The organism is Pseudomonas sp. SK3(2021), from assembly GCF_016772375.1.
In the GTDB taxonomy this organism is placed as follows: Bacteria; Pseudomonadota; Gammaproteobacteria; order Pseudomonadales; family Pseudomonadaceae; genus Aquipseudomonas; species Aquipseudomonas chlororaphis_I.
The window spans coordinates 6,043,646-6,062,526 of record NZ_CP061943.1 but is presented as its reverse complement, the minus strand read 5'-3'; the positions used below and the strand labels follow the sequence as shown (position 1 = coordinate 6,062,526).

Sequence of the window (18,881 nt, the reverse complement as noted above, 5' to 3'; positions counted from 1 at the left end):
CCGCTGCAGAGATCGTCATTAATAAGAAGAGGTACGAGCTGTGATCCGTGTACTGGTAGCCGAAGACCACACCATCGTTCGCGAAGGCATCAAGCAGTTGATCGGCCTGGCCAAGGACCTGACAGTGGTGGGGGAGGCGAGCAATGGCGAGCAGTTGCTGGAAACCCTGCGCCATGTGCCTTGCGAGGTGGTGCTGCTGGACATCTCCATGCCTGGCGTCAACGGCCTGGAGGCGATCCCGCGGATCCGCGCGCTGAACAATCCACCGGCGATCCTGGTGCTGTCGATGCACGACGAAGCGCAGATGGCGGCCCGGGCGCTGAAAGTGGGAGCGGCCGGTTATGCCACCAAGGACAGCGACCCGGCGCTGTTGCTGACGGCGATCCGCAAGGTGGCGGCGGGTGGGCGTTATATCGACCCGGAACTGGCCGACCGGATGGTCTTCGAAGTCGGCCTGACGGATACCCGGCCCCTGCATTCCCTGCTGTCGGAGCGTGAATTCTCCGTGTTCGAACGGCTGGCCCAGGGCGCCAACGTCAACGATATCGCCCAGCAACTGGCCTTGAGCAGCAAGACCATCAGTACCCACAAGGCGCGGCTGATGCAGAAACTCAACATCACCTCCCTGGCCGAACTGGTGAAGTACGCGATGGAGCACAAGCTGCTCTGAATGGATCTTTAGCCGCTGCTGCAGGCTGCGATCAGCAGCGCAGTTGTCGCTAAACCTGGCCCTGGGGATTTTCAGCTCGATCGCGTTGCCTGGATCACGAGTGCTTCGCCCTCGATCGAGCCTGTGGCAGCGGCTACACGTACCCATTTGCGACACCCAAACCGGCTGATGGCCATGAACCGCGTCAGGCGTGTGCCGGGACTTGTCCAATCGCGCCATCCTTGTAGGGGGATTCCTACAAGGAACCTTCCATCCGGCTGAGGCCAATCTCTCATACCCCCCGATTTGCGAGGCTTGTGGCCTCCACTAGGCTTAGTCCACAGCCGTCAAAAAACAAAAGGTGTGGGTATGAGCGAGGTCGATTCAAGCGCTGGGGCGAGTGATGTACTGGTCAGTTTCCGTGGTGTGCAAAAGAGCTACGACGGCGAAAACCTGATCGTCAAAGACCTCAACCTGGAAATTCGCAAAGGCGAGTTCCTTACCCTGCTCGGGCCATCCGGCTCCGGCAAGACCACCAGCCTGATGATGTTGGCCGGTTTCGAGACTCCGACCGCCGGGGAAATCCAGCTGGCCGGGCGCGCGATCAACAACGTGCCGCCGCACAAGCGCGACATCGGCATGGTGTTCCAGAACTATGCGTTGTTCCCGCACATGACCGTGGCCGAGAACCTGGCGTTCCCGCTGTCGGTACGTGGCCTGAGCAAGACCGACATCAGCGAGCGGGTCAAGCGCGTGCTGAGCATGGTCCAGCTCGAGTCCTTCGCCCAGCGTTATCCGGCGCAACTGTCCGGTGGCCAGCAGCAGCGGGTGGCCCTGGCCCGGGCGCTGGTGTTCGAGCCGCAGCTGGTGCTGATGGACGAACCCCTCGGCGCGCTGGACAAACAGCTGCGTGAACACATGCAGATGGAAATCAAGCACCTGCACCAGCGCCTCGGCGTGACCGTGGTCTACGTGACCCACGACCAGGGCGAAGCCCTGACCATGTCCGACCGGGTCGCGGTGTTCCACCAGGGCGAAATCCAGCAGATCGCCCCGCCACGGACCCTTTACGAAGAGCCGAAGAACACCTTCGTCGCCAACTTCATCGGCGAGAACAACCGTCTCAACGGCCGCCTGCACAGCCACAGCGGTGACCGCTGCGTGGTCGAGCTGGGGCGCGGCGAGAAGGTCGAGGCGCTGGCGGTCAATGTCGGCAAGACCGGCGAGCCGGTGACCCTGTCGATTCGTCCGGAGCGTGTGAGCCTCAACGGCTCCAGCGAAAGTTGTGTCAACCGCTTCTCAGGGAGGGTGGCGGAATTCATCTATCTGGGCGACCACGTCCGGGTTCGCCTGGAAGTCTGTGGCAAGACCGACTTCTTCGTGAAACAGCCGATTGCCGAGCTCGATCCGGAGCTGGCGGTGGGCGATGTGGTTCCGCTTGGCTGGCAGGTCGAGCACGTTCGCGCGCTCGACCCACTTCTAGAGGCGCATTGATCGCCCCCTTGCTTCACCAACCCTGCACGTGGAGAGAACAATAAATGTCTAGATCCCTGAAATTCACCGCTTTGACATTGGCCCTGGTGGGCGCGGCGCACGCGATGGCGGCGGGCCCGGACCTGACCGTGGTGTCCTTTGGCGGGGCGAACAAGGCGGCCCAGGTCAAGGCCTTCTACGCCCCGTGGGAAGCCGCGGGCAACGGCAAGATCGTCGCTGGCGAATACAACGGTGAGATGGCCAAGGTCAAAGCCATGGTCGACACCAAGAGCGTGTCCTGGGACCTGGTGGAAGTCGAGTCGCCGGAGCTGTCCCGCGGTTGCGACGAAGACATGTTCGAGCAGCTCGATCCCGAGCTGTTCGGCAAGGCCGAAGATTACGTCAAGGGCGCGATCCAGCCTTGCGGCGTAGGTTTCTTCGTCTGGTCGACCGTCCTGGCCTATAACGCCGACAAGTTGAAGAGCGCGCCGACCAGTTGGGCGGATTTCTGGGACACCAAGAAATTCCCGGGCAAGCGCGGCCTGCGCAAAGGCGCCAAGTACACCCTGGAATTCGCCCTGATGGCCGACGGCGTGGCGCCCAAGGATGTGTACAAGGTGCTGGCCGGCAAGGACGGTCAGGATCGCGCTTTCAAGAAGCTCGATGAACTCAAGCCAAGCATTCAGTGGTGGGAAGCCGGCGCCCAGCCGCCGCAGTACCTGGCTTCCGGTGACGTGGTCATGAGCTCGGCCTACAACGGCCGGATCGCCGCGGTACAGAAGGAAAGCAACCTGAAAGTCGTATGGAACGGCGGTATCTACGACTTCGATGCCTGGGCCATTCCGAAGGGCCTGGACAAGACCCGCGCGGAAGCGGCGAAGAAATTCATTGCCTTCTCGGTGCAGCCGCAGCAGCAGAAGACCTACTCGGAAAACATCGCCTACGGTCCGGCCAACACCCAGGCAGTCCCGCTGCTGGCCAAGGACATCCTGAAAGACATGCCGACCACCCCGGAAAACATCGCCAACCAGGTGCAGATCGACGTCAGCTTCTGGGCTGACAACGGCGAGCAACTGGAGCAGCGTTTCAACTCGTGGGCGGCCAAGTAAGGCGTCATGCATGGGCGGCGTCACCTGTGGGTGACGCCGTTACCGTTTAAAGATTTGCGGAGTTCGTCATGGCCATTAGCGTTCCCCTGAACGAGGTCACCAGCCCCAGCCTCAAGCAGCGCCTGGCGCGCGCCGAGCGGGTCAACCGCTGGAAGGCACAAGCGTTGATCGCGCCTCTGGTGCTGTTCCTGCTGCTGGTGTTTCTCGTGCCTATCGCAGCGCTGCTGTACAAGAGCGTCGGCAACCCGGAGGTGGTCGAAGGCATGCCGCGCACCGTGGTCGCCGTGGCCGGTTGGGACGGACGCGGCCTGCCGGCCGAGCCGGTGTACAAGGCACTGAGCGAAGACCTGGCCGAAGCGCGCAAGCAGCAAACCCTGGGCGACCTGTCCAAGCGCCTGAACATGGAGTTGGCCGGCTATCGCAGCCTGCTGACCAAAACCGCTCGTGCCTTGCCGTTCAAGGAGGAGCCGGCTTCCTACAAGGACGCGCTGGAAGCGATCGACGAGCGCTGGGGCGACCCGGCCTACTGGCAGGCGGTACGCCGCAACACCAGCAACCTGACCCCGTTCTACCTGCTGGCCGCCGTCGACCATCGGATCGACGACCTGGGAGAGATCGCCCCGGCGACCCCTGACCAGGCCATCTACCTGGATATCTTTGCCCGCACCTTCTGGATGGGCCTGGTGATTACCGGCATCTGCCTGGTGCTGGCTTACCCACTGGCGTACCTGCTGGCCAACCTGCCGGCGCGCCAGAGCAACCTGCTGATGATTCTGGTGCTGCTGCCGTTCTGGACGTCGATCCTGGTGCGTGTGGCGGCGTGGATCGTGCTGCTGCAATCGGGCGGCCTGATCAACAGCGCGCTGATGGCCATGGGCGTGATCGACAAGCCGCTGGAGCTGGTGTTCAACCGCACCGGGGTCTACATCTCCATGGTGCACATCCTGCTGCCGTTCATGATCCTGCCGATCTACAGCGTGATGAAAGGCATCTCGCCGACCTATATGCGCGCGGCGATTTCCCTCGGCTGCCATCCGTTCACCAGCTTCTGGCGGGTGTATTTCCCGCAGACCTATGCCGGTGTCGGCGCCGGTTGCCTGCTGGTGTTCATCCTTGCCATCGGCTACTACATCACCCCGGCGCTGCTGGGCAGCCCGAACGACCAGATGGTCAGCTACTTCGTCGCCTTCTACACCAACACCAGCATCAACTGGGGCATGGCGACTGCGCTGGGCGGCCTGCTGCTGTTGGCGACCATCGTGTTGTATCTGATTTACAGCTGGCTGGTGGGCGCCAGTCGCCTGCGCCTGAGCTAAGGAGAGAGTCGAAATGCTGAGCCCTTACATGTCGCCCGTCGAGCGGGTCTGGTTCTACAGCTTGCGGATTCTCTGCAGCCTGATCCTGTTGTTCCTGATCCTGCCGGTGCTGGTGATCATTCCACTGTCGTTCAACTCGGGCAGCTTCCTGGTGTACCCGCTGCAAGGCTTCTCGCTGCAGTGGTATCACGACTTCTTCGGCTCGGCGGAATGGATGCGCGCGCTGAAGAACAGCATCATCGTCGCCCCGGCGGCCACCGTGCTGGCGATGGTCTTCGGCACGCTGGCGGCGATCGGCCTGACTCGCGGCAATTTCCCCGGCAAGGCACTGGTGATGGCACTGGTGATTTCGCCGATGGTGGTGCCGGTGGTGATCATCGGCGTGGCCAGCTACCTGTTCTTCGCGCCCCTGGGCATGGGCAACAGCTTCTTCTCGCTGATCATCGTCCACGCCGTGCTGGGCGTGCCTTTCGTGATCATCACGGTCTCGGCCACCTTGCAGGGCTTCAACCAGAACCTGGTGCGGGCCGCGGCCAGCCTCGGCGCTTCGCCGCTGACGACGTTCCGCCGGGTGACCCTGCCGTTGATCGCCCCGGGGGTGATCAGCGGCGCGCTGTTCGCCTTTGCCACCTCGTTCGATGAAGTGGTGGTCACGCTGTTCCTCGCCGGCCCCGAGCAAGCCACCTTGCCCCGGCAGATGTTCAGCGGTATCCGCGAAAACCTCAGCCCGACCATCGCCGCCGCCGCGACGCTGCTGATCGCCTTCTCGGTGATTCTGCTATTGACCCTGGAATGGCTGCGTGGCCGCAGCGAAAAGCTGCGAACCGCTCCGGTCTGATCACCCCGCCCGGATCGCTCCCGCGCAGGCCGGGGGAGCGGTCTGTTGCGGTATTCATCGCTGAAATAACAGACAACCCCGAATCCCCAGCTACTCTTGTGCCAGCTCCCACCTTTATAAGAGGCCGCGCACATGAGTCTTTCCTCTTTCAAAATCGCCCACAAGCTGCTCACCGGTTCTGCCGCCATCGAGCAACTGTCCACCGAGTTGAGCCGCCTGGATGTCGATAATCCGCTGATCGTCACCGATGCCGTGCTGGTCAAGTCCGGTACCGTGGAACTGGCGCTGGCGCAACTGGGTGGGCGGGACTACGAGATTTTCGACCGGGTGCTGCCCGACCCGGAAATCGCCATCGTCGAAGACTGCATGCAGGTTTACCGCGAGGGCGGGCACGACGGGTTGATCGGCCTGGGCGGCGGCAGTGCCATCGACATTGCCAAAAGCGTCGCGGCCTACGCTGGTTATCATGGTGCGCTGGAAGACCTGTTCGGTATCGACCAGGTGCCGCGCAAGGGGCCGCCGCTGATCGCCATCCCCACCACGGCCGGTACCGGCTCCGAAGTCACCAATGTGGCGATTCTCTCGGACAAGGTCGCGCAGCTGAAAAAGGGCATTGTCAGCGACTACCTGTTGCCGGATGTGGCGCTGGTCAGCCCGCAGATGACTCTGACCTGCCCGCGTAGCGTGACTGCCGCCAGTGGTGTCGACGCCCTGGTGCACGCCATCGAGTCCTACCTGTCGCTCAACGCCTCGCCCATCACCGACTCCCTGGCCATTGGCGCCATCAAGCTGATCGTCCAGGCGCTGCCCAAGGCCTACGCCAATCCTGCCCACCTGCAGGCCCGCGAAGACATGGCCACCGCCAGCCTGATGGCCGGCATGGCCTTCGGCAACGCCGGGGTCGGCGCGGTGCACGCGCTGGCCTATCCGCTGGGCGGGCGCTTCAACATCGGCCATGGCGTCAGCAATGCCTTGCTGCTGCCGTACGTCATGACCTGGAACAAGATGGCCTGTGTCGAGCGCATGCAGGATATCGCCGAGGCCATGGGGGTGAAGACCGCACATCTGAGTGCGGCCGAGGCTGCCGACAAGGCCGTCGAGGCCATGACCCAGCTCTGCGCCACGGTGGAGATTCCATCGGGGCTGCGCAGCTTCGGGGTACCGGAGGAGGCCATTCCGTCCATGGCGGTGGAGGCCGCGGGGATCGAGCGCCTGATGCGCAACAACCCGCGCAAGTTGAGCCCGGGCGATATAGAGAAGATCTATCGCGCGGCTTACTGATCATCGCAGTCACGGTGCGCGCGCCAAAGCATGAGGTATACAATGCGCGCCACCGTGATTCTGCTCAAAAAGGTGCGTCATGCAGCCCTTCGCAATTGCTCCGTCGATCCTCTCTGCCGATTTCGCCCGCCTGGGCGAGGAAGTGGACAATGTTCTCGCCGCTGGCGCCGATATCGTGCACTTCGATGTCATGGACAACCATTACGTACCCAACCTGACCATCGGCCCTATGGTTTGCGCTGCCCTGCGTAAGTACGGCATCACCGCGCCGATCGACGCCCACCTGATGGTGAGCCCGGTGGACCGCATCATCGGCGACTTCATCGAGGCTGGCGCGACTTACATCACCTTCCACCCGGAAGCCACGCTGCACGTCGACCGTTCCCTGCAAATGATCCGCGAAGGCGGCTGCAAGGCTGGCCTGGTGTTCAACCCGGCCACCCCGCTGGACGTGCTCAAGTACGTCATGGACAAGGTCGACATGGTCCTGCTGATGAGCGTCAACCCGGGTTTCGGTGGCCAGAAGTTCATCCCGGGCACCCTCGACAAGCTGCGCGAGGCCCGTGCATTGATCGACGCTTGCGGTCGCGATATCCGCCTGGAAATCGACGGCGGGGTGAATGTGAACAACATCCGCGAAATCGCTGCCGCGGGTGCCGATACCTTCGTGGCGGGTTCGGCGATCTTCAATGCGCCGAACTACCAGGACGTGATCGAGAAGATGCGCGCCGAACTGGCGCTGGCTCGTCCATGAGCGGTTTCGAGCAGCTGTTCCCGGGGCGTCTGCCGCGGCTGGTGATGTTCGACCTGGATGGCACTCTGGTCGATTCGGTTCCCGACCTTGCGGCGGCCGTGGACGAGATGCTGCTCAAACTGGGGCGTCCGCCCGCCGGTATCGAGGCGGTGCGCGAGTGGGTCGGCAATGGCGCGCAGATGCTGGTGCGCCGGGCCCTGGCCAACGACATTGCGGCGCAGGGCGTCGACGATGTCGAGGCGGAGCGCGGGCTCGAATTGTTCAACAGCGCCTATGAGGATGGCCACGAACTGACCGTGGTCTACCCTGGCGTGCGGGATACCCTCAAATGGCTGCACAAGCAGGGTGTCGAAATGGCGCTGATCACCAACAAGCCGGAGCGTTTCGTCGCGCCCTTGCTGGATCAGATGAAGATCGGCCGTTATTTCCGCTGGATCATCGGTGGCGATACCTTGCCGCAGAAGAAACCCGACCCGGCCGCCCTGTTCTTCGTCATGAAAATGGCCAGTATCCCGGCCTCGCAATCGCTGTTCGTCGGTGACTCGCGCAGCGACGTGCAGGCGGCGAAAGCCGCGGGTGTGAAGTGCGTGGCATTGAGCTATGGCTACAATCACGGACGGCCGATTGCCGAGGAAATGCCGGCCCTGGTGATCGACGATCTGCGCCAGCTAATTCCCGGTTGCCTGGATCCGGCCGCTGAGATAACGTTGCCCGACACTGTCCAACCCCCTCCTGGAAACGCCATCGTGGTGGTCACTCGCAAACTCTGGATGAAAGTCATCAAGGCCCTGGCCCGCTGGCGTTGGCGCGCCTGACTTGTTCCTGGCCGGTCTTCCGGCGCGTTTGCATACCTGACTGTCAGAACCTCAAGCCACGAGGCACCCCATGATCCGCGAAGAATTCCTGCGTTTGGCCGCTGCCGGCTACAACCGCATCCCGCTTGCCTGCGAAACCCTGGCCGACTTCGACACGCCGCTGTCGATCTACCTGAAACTGGCCGACCAGCCCAACTCCTACCTCCTGGAGTCGGTGCAGGGCGGCGAGAAGTGGGGCCGTTACTCGATCATCGGCCTGCCCTGCCGCACCGTGCTGCGGGTGCATGACCACCATGTCAGCGTGACCGTCGATGGCGTCGAGACCGAAAGTCATGACGTGGCCGATCCACTGGCGTTCGTCGAAGCATTCAAGGCGCGTTACCAGGTGCCGACCGTCGCGGGCTTGCCGCGCTTCAATGGTGGCCTGGTCGGTTATTTCGGCTACGACTGTGTGCGTTACGTGGAGAAGCGCCTGGGCAAGTGCCCGAACCCGGATCCGATCGGCGTGCCGGACATTCTGCTGATGGTCTCCGACGCCGTGGTGGTGTTCGATAACCTTGCCGGCAAGATGCACGCCATCGTCCTCGCCGACCCGTCCCAGGACGATGCCTTCGAACAAGGCCAGGCGCGTCTGCAGGCACTGCTGGAGAAGTTGCGCCAGCCCATCACCCCACGTCCTGGCCTGGACTTCAGCAAGCAGCAGGCGGCCGACCCGGTGTTCCGCTCCAGCTTCACCCAGGGCGACTACGAGCGTGCCGTCGACACCATCAAGGAGTACATCCTGGCGGGCGACTGCATGCAGGTGGTGCCGTCGCAGCGCATGTCCATCGACTTCAAGGCTGCGCCGATCGACCTGTACCGCGGCCTGCGCTGCTTCAACCCGACGCCTTACATGTACTTCTTCAACTTCGGCGACTTCCATGTGGTCGGCAGTTCGCCGGAAGTACTGGTTCGGGTCGAAGACAACCTGATTACCGTTCGCCCGATCGCCGGCACCCGCCCACGCGGCGCCAACGAAGAGGCGGACCTGGCGCTGGAGAAGGACCTGCTGTCTGACGACAAGGAAATCGCCGAACACTTGATGCTGATCGACCTGGGGCGCAACGACACCGGGCGGGTTTCCGAGATCGGCTCGGTGAAGCTCACCGAGAAGATGGTGATCGAGCGTTATTCCAATGTGATGCACATCGTCTCCAACGTCACCGGCCAATTGAAGGCTGGGTTGACCGCGATGGACGCGCTGCGGGCGATTCTGCCGGCGGGTACCTTGTCCGGGGCGCCGAAGATCCGCGCGATGGAAATCATCGACGAGCTGGAGCCGGTCAAGCGCGGTGTGTATGGCGGAGCGGTGGGTTATTTCGCCTGGAACGGCAACATGGACACCGCTATCGCCATTCGTACGGCGGTGATCAAGGACGGCGAGCTGCACGTTCAGGCCGGTGGCGGCATAGTCGCTGACTCGGTACCGGCGCTGGAATGGGAAGAAACCCTGAACAAGCGTCGCGCCATGTTCCGCGCGGTGGCCTTGGCCGAGCAGACGCCCGATAGCTGAGTCGGATAGCGGGCGATAAAAAAACGCTGCCTCCTCAAAGGGGCAGCGTTTTTTATTGCCTGCGGTTTAGAAGTCGAGGCTGACCCCGACATTGATGCCTTGTTGAGTGAAGTCATCGTCCTTGCGGATGTTGTAGCTGGCGCGCAGGGCCAGGTCCTGGGTGAGCTTGTGGCTGACCCCGAGGTTCAGGCGGTTCAGGTTGGTCTGTGGGGTGTAGCCTTCCAGGGTGTAGCGGTTATCCGGCAGGCTGTTGAGGGCCATGGTCAGCTTCTGGGTATCGTCCTCGTATTCCTTTTCATGGGCGATTTCACCGAACACCTGGGTTTTCTGGGTGATCTGATACTTGCCCTGCAAGCCTATGCCCAGGCGCCGAGAGGTGCGTTTCTGGTCATCGAAGGTCAGGGCGGTGGAGTCATTGCCATCCTCGGAGTAACCGTCGACCTTGGCCCGCGCGTAGTCGGCGCTGATGAATGGCGACAGGTGCCACGGGCTGCTGGCCTGCTGCGCGATGTCGTAGCCCAGGCGAGCGCTGAAGGCCAGGATATCGCCGCTGGTATCACCTTTTTCCCCGCGTTCGTTGGGGCCCAGGTCGAATTTGCGCTTGAGGTTGTCGTAGTCCAGGTGCCCGGCGGTGGCTGCCGCGTCGGCCCACCAGCGGTTTTGCTGGTACTGGACGAAGGCGGTACCCAGGTAGGTGTTGAGCTTGTAGTCCGAGTCGTTGCTGCCCGCTTCGAGCTTCTGCCGATAGGCACCGGCCAGCATCCCCACTCGCCAGGCCTCATTGATCCGGTAGCTACCGCCGATGTTCAGGTTGAAGCCGTTGCCATCGGCACTGGCGCCGCTGCGCTGGCTGTCGAAGTCCTGGTGCTGGCCGCCCGCGGCGACAATCGCCCGCCATTGGCCAACGCCCTGCCAGTTTTCCCAATCGGCCTGCCACTGGTTGCGCAGCTCATCCTGATGGGCGCGCAGGGTGCCCTGGGCCATTTCCGGGAGCAGGGTTATTTCCCAGGGCGCTGCCAGCAGGGAGTAAGCGTAATCGGCGATCAGCCGCTGGCCGGCTTCGGTGGGGTGGACCGCGTCGTTGTAGATCAGCTTGCTCGGGTCCGGTGTAGCGCTGTGAATGCCATAGCGGGCGTTTTCCGTACAGCCATTGCCACTGAAGCAGGTGGCGGTGAGGTTCTGGTCGGTAGCCAGGCCGAACTGTGCCGGATTGGCGAAGCTTTCCTTCAAAAGCGTGGGAATGTTGAGAGGAATGACTTCGGCATCGACCGTCTGCAGTTGCCGGACCAACTCGGTGTTGAACTGGGCGCTGAGCTGGGAAGTGAACCCTTGTAACGGGCTGCCGTTGACTACCGGGGCCAGGCCGATGTCCGGCAGCAGCCAGACCATGATGTAGCGGGCGCCGGCCTGTTGCAGGGCCTGTACGCTGTCGACCAGGCGGCCGGCCGCAGCATTGGCTTGGTCGAGGCTGGTGACGCCACCCTGGAGGAAGTCGTTGCCACCACCCTCCAGGTAGTACAGGGCGTTCGGGTCGGCGCGGAAATTGTTGGCCACCAGATAACCCGGGCGGCTGCGGCTGCCGGTGGTTGAGGTGGTGGTGATCGAATCGAGAATCTGGTCGGTGCGATAACCGCCGACCGCCCAGTTGTTACCGTCAGGCAGGCCTTCGCTGGCGCGGGTGGCCGAGGTCGATGCGGCAAGCTGGTCGTCCGAGAACCCCAATTTGGCGCCGAGCAATTGGGTCGAGTTGGCGGAACGGAGTTCTCCGCTGCCATCCAGGTAGACCGGCCCGGTGCGGTTGGTAAAACGTGTGGTCGCTCCCGCGGGACCGCCGGGATCGGCGAACTGTCCAGCATCGCTGAGGCTGTCGCCGAACACGATAAAGCTGGAATAAGGGGAGGGGGCTGCGATCGCTTGAGCACAGGCTAAAGACAAAAGACTGCTAGCGAGTGGTACCAACAGCATCTTTTTGATCATAAGTAAGTCCGCTTTTTAGTTATTGTTGTAGAGAGCGGAACGAAAGTACCAAAAATTTTTGTGCTTGAGCTATAGCCATGGGCCATATCGCGTGTCTGCCTGGGCGCCGGTCGCGCCATATTGCACCCTCTGCTCAGCTAAGTTACTGTGCCTGAACGTATGAATGAGACCTTCCCCGTGTTGATCGTCAGCAAACTCTTGATGCGAGTTGTTAAGGCACACGCCCGTTGGCGTTGGCGCGCCTAACTTTCTCTGCCGGCCTGGCCGGACCTGTACCGTTTTGCCTTCTGTACCCCTGTTCGACTCCGCTTGTGCTGGTTGAGTGATTGCAACCTCCGGCGGGCCTGTCAGCGGGCAGTCCACTGAAGGCTGTATTAAAAGTCAGTGAATTCAAGAGGTTGTAATCCCCATGTTGCTGATGATCGATAACTACGACTCCTTTACCTATAACGTTGTGCAATACCTTGGCGAGCTGGGTGCCGAGGTCAAGGTGGTGCGCAACGACGAACTGACCGTGGCTGAAATCGAAGCGCTCAACCCTGAGCGGATCGTCGTGTCGCCCGGTCCTTGCACGCCGACCGAAGCCGGTGTGTCCATCGAAGCGATCAAGCATTTCGCCGGCAAGTTGCCGATCCTGGGCGTCTGTCTGGGCCACCAGTCCATTGGCCAGGCCTTTGGTGGCGATGTGGTGCGGGCGCGGCAGGTGATGCATGGTAAGACCAGCCCGGTATTTCACCAGGATAAAGGGGTATTCGCCGGTCTGAACCATCCGCTGACCGTGACCCGTTACCATTCCCTGGTGGTCAAGCACGACACGTTGCCGGACTGTCTCGAGCTGACCGCCTGGACCCAGTTGGAAGACGGCTCTGTCGACGAGATCATGGGGCTGCGCCACAAGACGCTGAATATCGAGGGTGTGCAGTTTCACCCCGAGTCTATTCTCACCGAGCAGGGCCACGAGCTGTTCGCCAACTTCCTCAAACAGAGCGGCGGCACGCGCTAAGGACTTTCCATGGATATCAAGACTGCCCTGAGCCGTATTGTCGGCCATCTCGATCTGAGCACCGATGAAATGCGCCAGGTCATGCGTGAAATCATGACCGGCCAGTGCACCGATGCACAGATCGGCGCCTTCATGATGGCCATGCGCATGAAAAGCGAAAGCATCGACGAAATCGTCGGCGCTGTTTCGGTCATGCGCGAGCTGGCGGACAAGGTCGAGCTGAAAACCCTCGACGGCGTGGTCGATGTGGTCGGCACCGGCGGTGACGGTGCGAACATCTTCAATGTGTCCACGGCTTCTTCCTTTGTGGTCGCGGCAGCCGGTTGCACGGTCGCCAAGCACGGCAACCGTGCGGTGTCCGGAAAAAGCGGCAGTGCCGACCTGCTCGAATCCGCCGGTATCTACCTGAACTTGACGCCAGTGCAGGTCGCCCGCTGCATCGACAACGTCGGCATCGGCTTCATGTTCGCCCAGTCCCATCACGGTGCCATGAAGTACGCCGCCGGCCCGCGCCGCGATCTCGGCCTGCGCACCCTGTTCAACATGCTCGGCCCGCTTACGAATCCGGCCGGCGTGAAACATCAGGTGGTGGGTGTGTTCACTCAGGCGTTGTGCCGGCCATTGGCCGAAGTTTTGCAACGTTTGGGCAGCAAGCACGTGCTGGTGGTGCACTCCCAGGATGGCCTGGATGAATTCAGTATCGCCGCGCCGACCTTTGTCGCTGAACTGAAAGATGACCAGATCACTGAGTATTGGGTACAGCCCGAAGACCTCGGCATGAAAAGCCAGAGCCTGTTCGGCCTGGTGGTCGAAAGCCCCGCGGCATCGCTCGAGTTGATTCGCGATGCCCTGGGGCGGCGCAAGACCGAGCATGGGCAGAAGGCGGCGGAGATGATCGTGCTCAATGCCGGTGCTGCGCTCTATGCGGCGGACCATGCCAGCAGCCTGAAAGAGGGTGTGGCCCTGGCCCATGATGCTTTGCACACCGGGCTGGCCCGCGAGAAGCTTGAGGAATTAGGCGCCTTTACCGCGGTATTCAAGCAGGAGAATGAAGGATGAGTGTGCCGACGGTTCTGGAAAAAATCCTCGCTCGCAAGGTCGAGGAAGTGGCTGAGCGTAGGGCACGGGTAAGCCTGGCCGAGCTCGAAGGCCTGGCCCGCGCCGCGGATGCGCCGCGCGGCTTTGCCAAGGCACTGCTCGACCAGGCCAAGCTCAAGCAGCCGGCGGTGATCGCCGAAATCAAGAAAGCCTCGCCGAGCAAAGGCGTGATCCGCGAGCATTTCGTGCCGGCGGAAATCGCCAAGAGCTACGAGAAAGGCGGCGCGACCTGCCTGTCGGTACTCACCGATGTCGATTACTTCCAGGGCGCCGACACCTACCTGCAACAAGCGCGTGCCGCCTGTTCGCTGCCGGTGATCCGCAAGGACTTCATGATCGATCCGTACCAGATCGTCGAAGCCCGCGCCTTGGGTGCCGACTGTGTGCTGCTGATCGTGGCTGCGCTGGATGATGCCAAGATGGCTGAGTTGGCGGCCGTGGCCAAAGGTGTGGGCCTCGATGTGCTGGTCGAAGTGCATGATGGCGACGAACTGCAACGCGCCCTGAAAACCCTCGACACGCTACTGGTGGGCATCAACAACCGCAACCTGCACACCTTCGAGGTCAATCTGGAGACCACCCTTGATCTGTTGCCGCAGATTCCGCGCGATCGGCTGGTGATCACCGAGAGCGGTATCCTCAACCGGGCCGATGTCGAGCTGATGGAAATCAGCGACGTCTACTCCTTCCTGGTGGGTGAGGCCTTCATGCGGGCCGAGAGCCCAGGCCTGGAGCTGCAACGCCTGTTCTTCCCGGAGCGGGGCGTGCCGGTGAGCGGTTCGACCCTGGACTGAACCTGAGTTGATGAAGAAGCCGGCGCCGCCGGCTTTTTTATACCTATCGCAAAGGACCTTTACTGCCATGACCCAACCCCTTTCCCTGACCGTCGAAGCCGGCCTGCAGGCCGAACAGGATCTGCTCGCCCAGGTATGCAGCGGTGACCAGGAGTATGGCCTGTTGTTCTGGCAGCCGAGCGACAGGGCCTTGGTGATGCCGCGGCGCTTGAGTCGTTTGCCGGGGTTCGAGCAGGCTTGCGAGGCGCTGGCCGCCAGTGGCTGGCCGGTGTTGCTGCGGGAAACCGGCGGGGAACCGGTGCCGCAATCGGCGGCGACGGTGAATATCGCGCTGGTTTATGCACCGCCTCGCAGTGAGGGTGATCAGAACCGGATAGAAACCGGCTATCGCCGTTTGTGCCAGCCAATCTGCGACCTGCTCTCCGAGTTGGGAGGCGAGCCTTCCCTGGGGGAAGTCGAGGGCGCTTTCTGCGATGGCCGGTTCAACGTCAATCTCAACGGGCGCAAGATGGTCGGTACCGCCCAGCGCTGGCGCCAAAGCAAGGGCGGGACGCGCCCGGTGGGATTGGTGCATGGCGCGCTGTTGCTGGATGACGAGCGGGAAACCATGGTCGCGGCGGTCAATCGTTTCAACCAGGCCTGTGGCCTGGAGCAGCGTTGCCGTGCCGAGAGCCACATCGCCTTGCATGAGGCGTTCGCCGCGCCGAATGCCATCGAGCGCCTGGATGTCCTGTATCGGCAGATGCTGGCGCAGTTCCTGCCGCTCTAGCGGGTGCCGAACACCACCATGGTCTTGCCTTTGACATGGACCAGGTTGCGCTCTTCGAGGTCCTTGAGCACCCGGCCGACCATTTCCCGTGAGCAGCCGACTATCCGCCCGATTTCCTGACGGGTCACCTTGATCTGCATGCCGTCCGGGTGGGTCATGGCGTCTGGCTGCTTGCACAGTTCGAGCAGGCAGCGGGCCACGCGTCCAGTGACGTCGAAGAACGCCAGGTCGCCGACCTTGCGGGTGGTGTTGCGCAAACGCTGGGCGATCTGGCCGCTGAGCACGTACAGAATGTCCGGGTCCTGTTGAGACAGCTCACGGAATTTCGCATAGCTGATCTCCGCAACTTCGCATTCGACCTTGGCGCGTACCCAGGCGCTGCGTTGCTGCTCATGTCCGGCCTGTTCGAACAGGCCCAGCTCGCCGAAAAAATCCCCGGCATTGAGGTAGGCGATGATCATTTCCCGACCGTCGTCATCTTCGATCAGGATGGTGACCGAGCCTTTGATGATGAAGAACAGCGTGTCCGACTGGTCGCCGGCGCAGATGATGTTGCTCTTGGCCTGATAACGGCGGCGCTGGCAGTGCATCAACAGCTTGTCGAGGTTCTTGATCTTGGGTGTAGGGGCAAGAGCAACCATGGTTGTATCCCGAAAAGACAGCACGGTGTGATTTGGTTTTTTTATGGGGCGGTCAAGCAGGATCGCCGACAGCTGGCAATGCGCCAGTGATTTGGCGCCAGCTTAACAGACACATCCTTTGGGTAATTAAGAATTTTCCTATCGAGTGTGGCGCCAGAACCGGCAAAGCGCTGCCATCACGGGCCCTGTGCTAAGCTGACGACCCTTTTTTAGCAGTGGAGTCTTGGCGATGAAGGCACGCATCCAATGGGCTGGCGAAGCCATGTTCCTCGGGGAATCGGGCAGCGGTCATGTGGTGGTAATGGATGGCCCGCCGGAAGCCGGTGGTCGTAACCTGGGCGTGCGCCCGATGGAGATGCTTCTGCTTGGTGTAGGGGGTTGCAGCAACTTCGACGTGGTCAGCATCCTGAAAAAATCCCGCCAGGCTGTCGAAAGTTGCGAAGCCTTCCTCGACGCCGAGCGTGCGACAGAGGATCCCAAGGTCTTCACCAAGATCCACATGCATTTCGTGGTCAAGGGCCGCGGCCTGAAAGAAGCCCAGGTCAAGCGCGCCATTGAGCTGTCGGCGGAAAAATACTGCTCGGCGTCGATCATGCTCGGTGCGGCTGGGGTTGCCATCACTCACGATTATGAGATCGTCGAGCTCGGTTGAGTCTACATTCAACCATCCTGAATTCGCGGCAAAAAGAAAGGGCGCTGAAGAAGCGCCCTTTTTTTGCCTGCGATTTGTATCGCTCAGATCCGGTAAGTGCTTTTGGTCATGACCTTGGCCAGCAGGCTCATGCCGAATTTTACCGGCGCAGGAAAGCGGAATCCGCCTGCGTCCAGGGCGGTTTCGGCGTGTTGTTCTTCGTCGATGCGCATCTGCTCGAGGATCGCCCGGGATTTTTCGTCCTCGGCCGGCAATTGTTCAAGGTGTTCGTTGAGGTGTTTGCATACCTGATCTTCGGTGGCTGCCACGAAACCCAGGCTGATCTTGTCGCTGATCAGCCCGGCCACTGCGCCGATGCCGAACGACATGCCATAAAACAATGGGTTGAGCACGCTGGTGTGGCTACCCAGTTGGTGAATGCGTTGCTCGCACCAGACCAGGTGATCGATTTCTTCTTCCGCGGCATGCTCCATGGCGGCGCGCACTTGCGGCAGCTTTGCGGTCAGGGCCTGGCCCTGGTACAGGGCCTGGGCGCAGACTTCGCCGGTATGATTGATGCGCATCAGGCCGGCGACATGCTTGGTGTCCTCTTCGCTCATCTGCACGTCCGGCTGCACGATGGCAGGGGAAGGGCGATAAGGCTGGCCGCTGAAGGGCAGCAAGGTACGCATTGCCGCATCTGCCTGCAGCAGTAGCCGGTCAATCGGCGAGTAGTGACGTTGGGTAGTCATGCTTACCTCCGGGAAGAATCACGGCGGCCAGTTTACCCCAATCGATGGGCAGAAGACTGCGCTGGATCAGCACACCCTCGGCAAAACCGGGCGAGAAGTGTGCTGTCGCGTACTTTGGACAGGGATCAGCCCGGTGGCCAGTGCATCTGGCGCTGACCCAGAACGTGCATGTGAATGTGATACACGGTCTGGCCACCAAGTTCATTGCAGTTCATGACGACCCGGAAACCTTCTTCGCAACCCAGCTCCTTGGCCAGGCGCTGGGCGGTGAACAGAATATGTCCGGCCAGCAGCTTGTCGTCTTCGGTCAGGTCATTGAGGGTGCGCACCGGCTTTTTCGGAACTACCAGGAAATGCACGGGGGCCTGTGGGGCGATATCGTGGAAGGCCAGAACCTGGTCGTCCTCGTAGATGATCTTCGCCGGTATTTCCCGGTTGATGATCTTGGTGAACAGAGTATCCACAGCTGTTTCTCCGTTGTATTGGTCCGGGCTGAGTGTACCCAGGCAAGCCGAGTGCGCCCAGCCTTAGATGGTTGCCAGGTCAGCGCGGGCAATAGGCTTTGTTGACGGCGCCGGAAATCTTGCGGGTCAGCCAGCGCGAACCCAGGCGCGGGCTGAACGCGAACCAGCGGTTGCGGCGGCCGGGGATGATAATGGCGCGATTCTTTTCCAGGGCGCGCACGGTGTACAGCGCGACCTCTTCCGGACTCATCAGCAGCTTGCTGTCGTTAAGCTTGCTGGTGTTCAACTGGGCGGTATCAAAGAAGCCGGTGCGGGTCGGGCCAGGGCAGAGCACGGAAACCTTCACCGCATTGTTTTTCAGCTCTTCGCGCAGGCCTTCGGAGAAGTGCAGCACATAGGCCTTGCTGGCGTAGTAAGTGCTCATCCAGGGGCCGGGATAGAAGCCGGCGATCGAAGCGACGTTGAGAATCTGCCCGCCGCCCTGCAAGGCCATGCTGTTACCCAGGGCATGGCAAAGCCGGGTGAGGGCGAGAATGTTCACTTCGATCAGGTCTTGTTCGGTCATCCAGTCCTGGGCGAGGAACGGGCCACAGGTGCCAATGCCGGCGCAGTTCACCAGCAGGTCGATCTGCCGGTCGCCTTCTTCCAGCTCCAGCAGAAAACCCGAAAGCCGCAAAGGCTCGGACAGGTCGCAGGCACGGAACAGCACCTCGACACCAAAGCGTTGGGTCAACTCGATGGCGATGCTTTCCAGCTGATCACGCTGACGGGCCACCAGGATCAGGCTGCGGCCGCGCCGGGCCAGCGCTTCGGCCAAGGCCAGGCCTATGCCGCTGGAGGCGCCGGTGATCAGAGCGTAACGGGTCATGCGGTTCTCCATTGCAGCGGTCAGTCGCCTGTGGGGAAAGTGCCCAGGCACCGGTGCGTTAATTCAATCCGATAGTCTACAGGTGGCCAGGGTGAGC

General features: G+C 61.7%; 19 protein-coding genes. 14 read left to right on the top strand and 5 right to left on the bottom strand.

Features of this window, described 5'->3' with window-relative positions:
• Positions 1-40 precede the first annotated feature (40 nt).
• From IF690_RS27015 to trpE, 9 genes are all read left to right on the top strand, one after another.
• Positions 41-670 carry a response regulator gene (locus tag IF690_RS27015; protein WP_007926150.1) on the top strand — a complete coding sequence of 210 codons (630 nt, stop codon included), beginning with the start codon at positions 41-43 and terminating at the stop codon, positions 668-670.
• 348 nt (positions 671-1,018) lie between these two features.
• A complete protein-coding gene (locus IF690_RS27010) occupies positions 1,019-2,143 on the top strand; it encodes an ABC transporter ATP-binding protein (RefSeq protein ID WP_097306720.1) in 1,125 nt (374 codons plus the stop codon).
• Between the two features lie 44 nt (positions 2,144-2,187).
• Complete coding sequence (locus IF690_RS27005) at positions 2,188-3,231, top strand: ABC transporter substrate-binding protein (protein WP_202698109.1); 1,044 nt, start codon at positions 2,188-2,190, stop codon at positions 3,229-3,231.
• 68 nt (positions 3,232-3,299) lie between these two features.
• Positions 3,300-4,547, top strand: coding sequence for an ABC transporter permease (locus tag IF690_RS27000; RefSeq protein WP_202698108.1), 1,248 nt, complete (start codon positions 3,300-3,302; stop codon positions 4,545-4,547).
• Between the two features lie 13 nt (positions 4,548-4,560).
• The gene (locus IF690_RS26995; protein WP_202698107.1) at positions 4,561-5,385 is read left to right on the top strand and encodes an ABC transporter permease; all 825 of its coding nucleotides are present in this window, start codon (positions 4,561-4,563) and stop codon (positions 5,383-5,385) included.
• A 132-nt stretch (positions 5,386-5,517) separates the two neighbouring features.
• Positions 5,518-6,666: an iron-containing alcohol dehydrogenase gene (locus tag IF690_RS26990; RefSeq protein ID WP_202698106.1), complete on the top strand. Its 1,149-nt coding sequence runs from the start codon at positions 5,518-5,520 to the stop codon at positions 6,664-6,666.
• A 79-nt stretch (positions 6,667-6,745) separates the two neighbouring features.
• The gene (gene rpe, locus IF690_RS26985; RefSeq protein ID WP_202698105.1) at positions 6,746-7,420 is read left to right on the top strand and encodes a ribulose-phosphate 3-epimerase; all 675 of its coding nucleotides are present in this window, start codon (positions 6,746-6,748) and stop codon (positions 7,418-7,420) included.
• Positions 7,417-8,235 carry a phosphoglycolate phosphatase gene (locus tag IF690_RS26980; RefSeq protein ID WP_202698104.1) on the top strand — a complete coding sequence of 273 codons (819 nt, stop codon included), beginning with the start codon at positions 7,417-7,419 and terminating at the stop codon, positions 8,233-8,235. Before rpe ends, IF690_RS26980 begins: the two co-directional genes overlap by 4 nt.
• A 70-nt stretch (positions 8,236-8,305) precedes the next feature.
• Positions 8,306-9,787, top strand: a complete 1,482-nt coding sequence (gene trpE / locus IF690_RS26975) for an anthranilate synthase component I (RefSeq protein WP_202698103.1) — start codon at positions 8,306-8,308, stop codon at positions 9,785-9,787.
• Positions 9,788-9,853: 66 nt separating this feature from the next.
• Here the strand turns inward: trpE and estP are convergent, their stop codons facing one another.
• The gene (estP, locus tag IF690_RS26970; protein WP_202698102.1) at positions 9,854-11,764 is read right to left on the bottom strand and encodes an esterase EstP; all 1,911 of its coding nucleotides are present in this window, start codon (positions 11,762-11,764) and stop codon (positions 9,854-9,856) included.
• A gap of 409 nt (positions 11,765-12,173) precedes the next feature.
• Here estP and IF690_RS26965 point away from each other — a divergent pair, with 409 nt between their 5' ends.
• From IF690_RS26965 to IF690_RS26950, 4 genes are all read left to right on the top strand, one after another.
• Positions 12,174-12,767 carry an aminodeoxychorismate/anthranilate synthase component II gene (locus IF690_RS26965; protein WP_007930170.1) on the top strand — a complete coding sequence of 198 codons (594 nt, stop codon included), beginning with the start codon at positions 12,174-12,176 and terminating at the stop codon, positions 12,765-12,767.
• A gap of 9 nt (positions 12,768-12,776) precedes the next feature.
• Complete coding sequence (gene trpD / locus IF690_RS26960; protein WP_009051142.1) at positions 12,777-13,826, top strand: anthranilate phosphoribosyltransferase; 1,050 nt, start codon at positions 12,777-12,779, stop codon at positions 13,824-13,826.
• Positions 13,823-14,659 carry an indole-3-glycerol phosphate synthase TrpC gene (trpC, locus tag IF690_RS26955; RefSeq protein ID WP_202698101.1) on the top strand — a complete coding sequence of 279 codons (837 nt, stop codon included), beginning with the start codon at positions 13,823-13,825 and terminating at the stop codon, positions 14,657-14,659. Before trpD ends, trpC begins: the two co-directional genes overlap by 4 nt.
• A gap of 67 nt (positions 14,660-14,726) precedes the next feature.
• A complete protein-coding gene (locus tag IF690_RS26950) occupies positions 14,727-15,428 on the top strand; it encodes a lipoate--protein ligase family protein (protein ID WP_202698100.1) in 702 nt (233 codons plus the stop codon).
• On the opposite strand, the gene crp is transcribed toward IF690_RS26950, so the two are convergent.
• Positions 15,425-16,069: a cAMP-activated global transcriptional regulator CRP gene (gene crp, locus IF690_RS26945; RefSeq protein ID WP_009051139.1), complete on the bottom strand. Its 645-nt coding sequence runs from the start codon at positions 16,067-16,069 to the stop codon at positions 15,425-15,427. The two genes, IF690_RS26950 and crp, sit on opposite strands and share 4 nt — an antisense overlap.
• Before the next feature lie 229 nt (positions 16,070-16,298).
• On the opposite strand from crp, the gene IF690_RS26940 reads away from it, so the two are divergent.
• Positions 16,299-16,721, top strand: coding sequence for an OsmC family protein (locus tag IF690_RS26940; protein ID WP_009045862.1), 423 nt, complete (start codon positions 16,299-16,301; stop codon positions 16,719-16,721).
• Between the two features lie 83 nt (positions 16,722-16,804).
• Here the strand turns inward: IF690_RS26940 and coq7 are convergent, their stop codons facing one another.
• The 3 genes from coq7 to IF690_RS26925 all read right to left on the bottom strand — a co-directional run bounded on the left by coq7 (position 16,805) and on the right by IF690_RS26925 (position 18,784).
• Positions 16,805-17,452: a 2-polyprenyl-3-methyl-6-methoxy-1,4-benzoquinone monooxygenase gene (coq7, locus tag IF690_RS26935; RefSeq protein ID WP_202698099.1), complete on the bottom strand. Its 648-nt coding sequence runs from the start codon at positions 17,450-17,452 to the stop codon at positions 16,805-16,807.
• A gap of 125 nt (positions 17,453-17,577) precedes the next feature.
• Positions 17,578-17,916 carry a histidine triad nucleotide-binding protein gene (locus tag IF690_RS26930; RefSeq protein ID WP_092304066.1) on the bottom strand — a complete coding sequence of 113 codons (339 nt, stop codon included), beginning with the start codon at positions 17,914-17,916 and terminating at the stop codon, positions 17,578-17,580.
• 79 nt (positions 17,917-17,995) lie between these two features.
• Positions 17,996-18,784: an SDR family NAD(P)-dependent oxidoreductase gene (locus tag IF690_RS26925; RefSeq protein ID WP_009051137.1), complete on the bottom strand. Its 789-nt coding sequence runs from the start codon at positions 18,782-18,784 to the stop codon at positions 17,996-17,998.
• Positions 18,785-18,881: the final 97 nt, after the last annotated feature.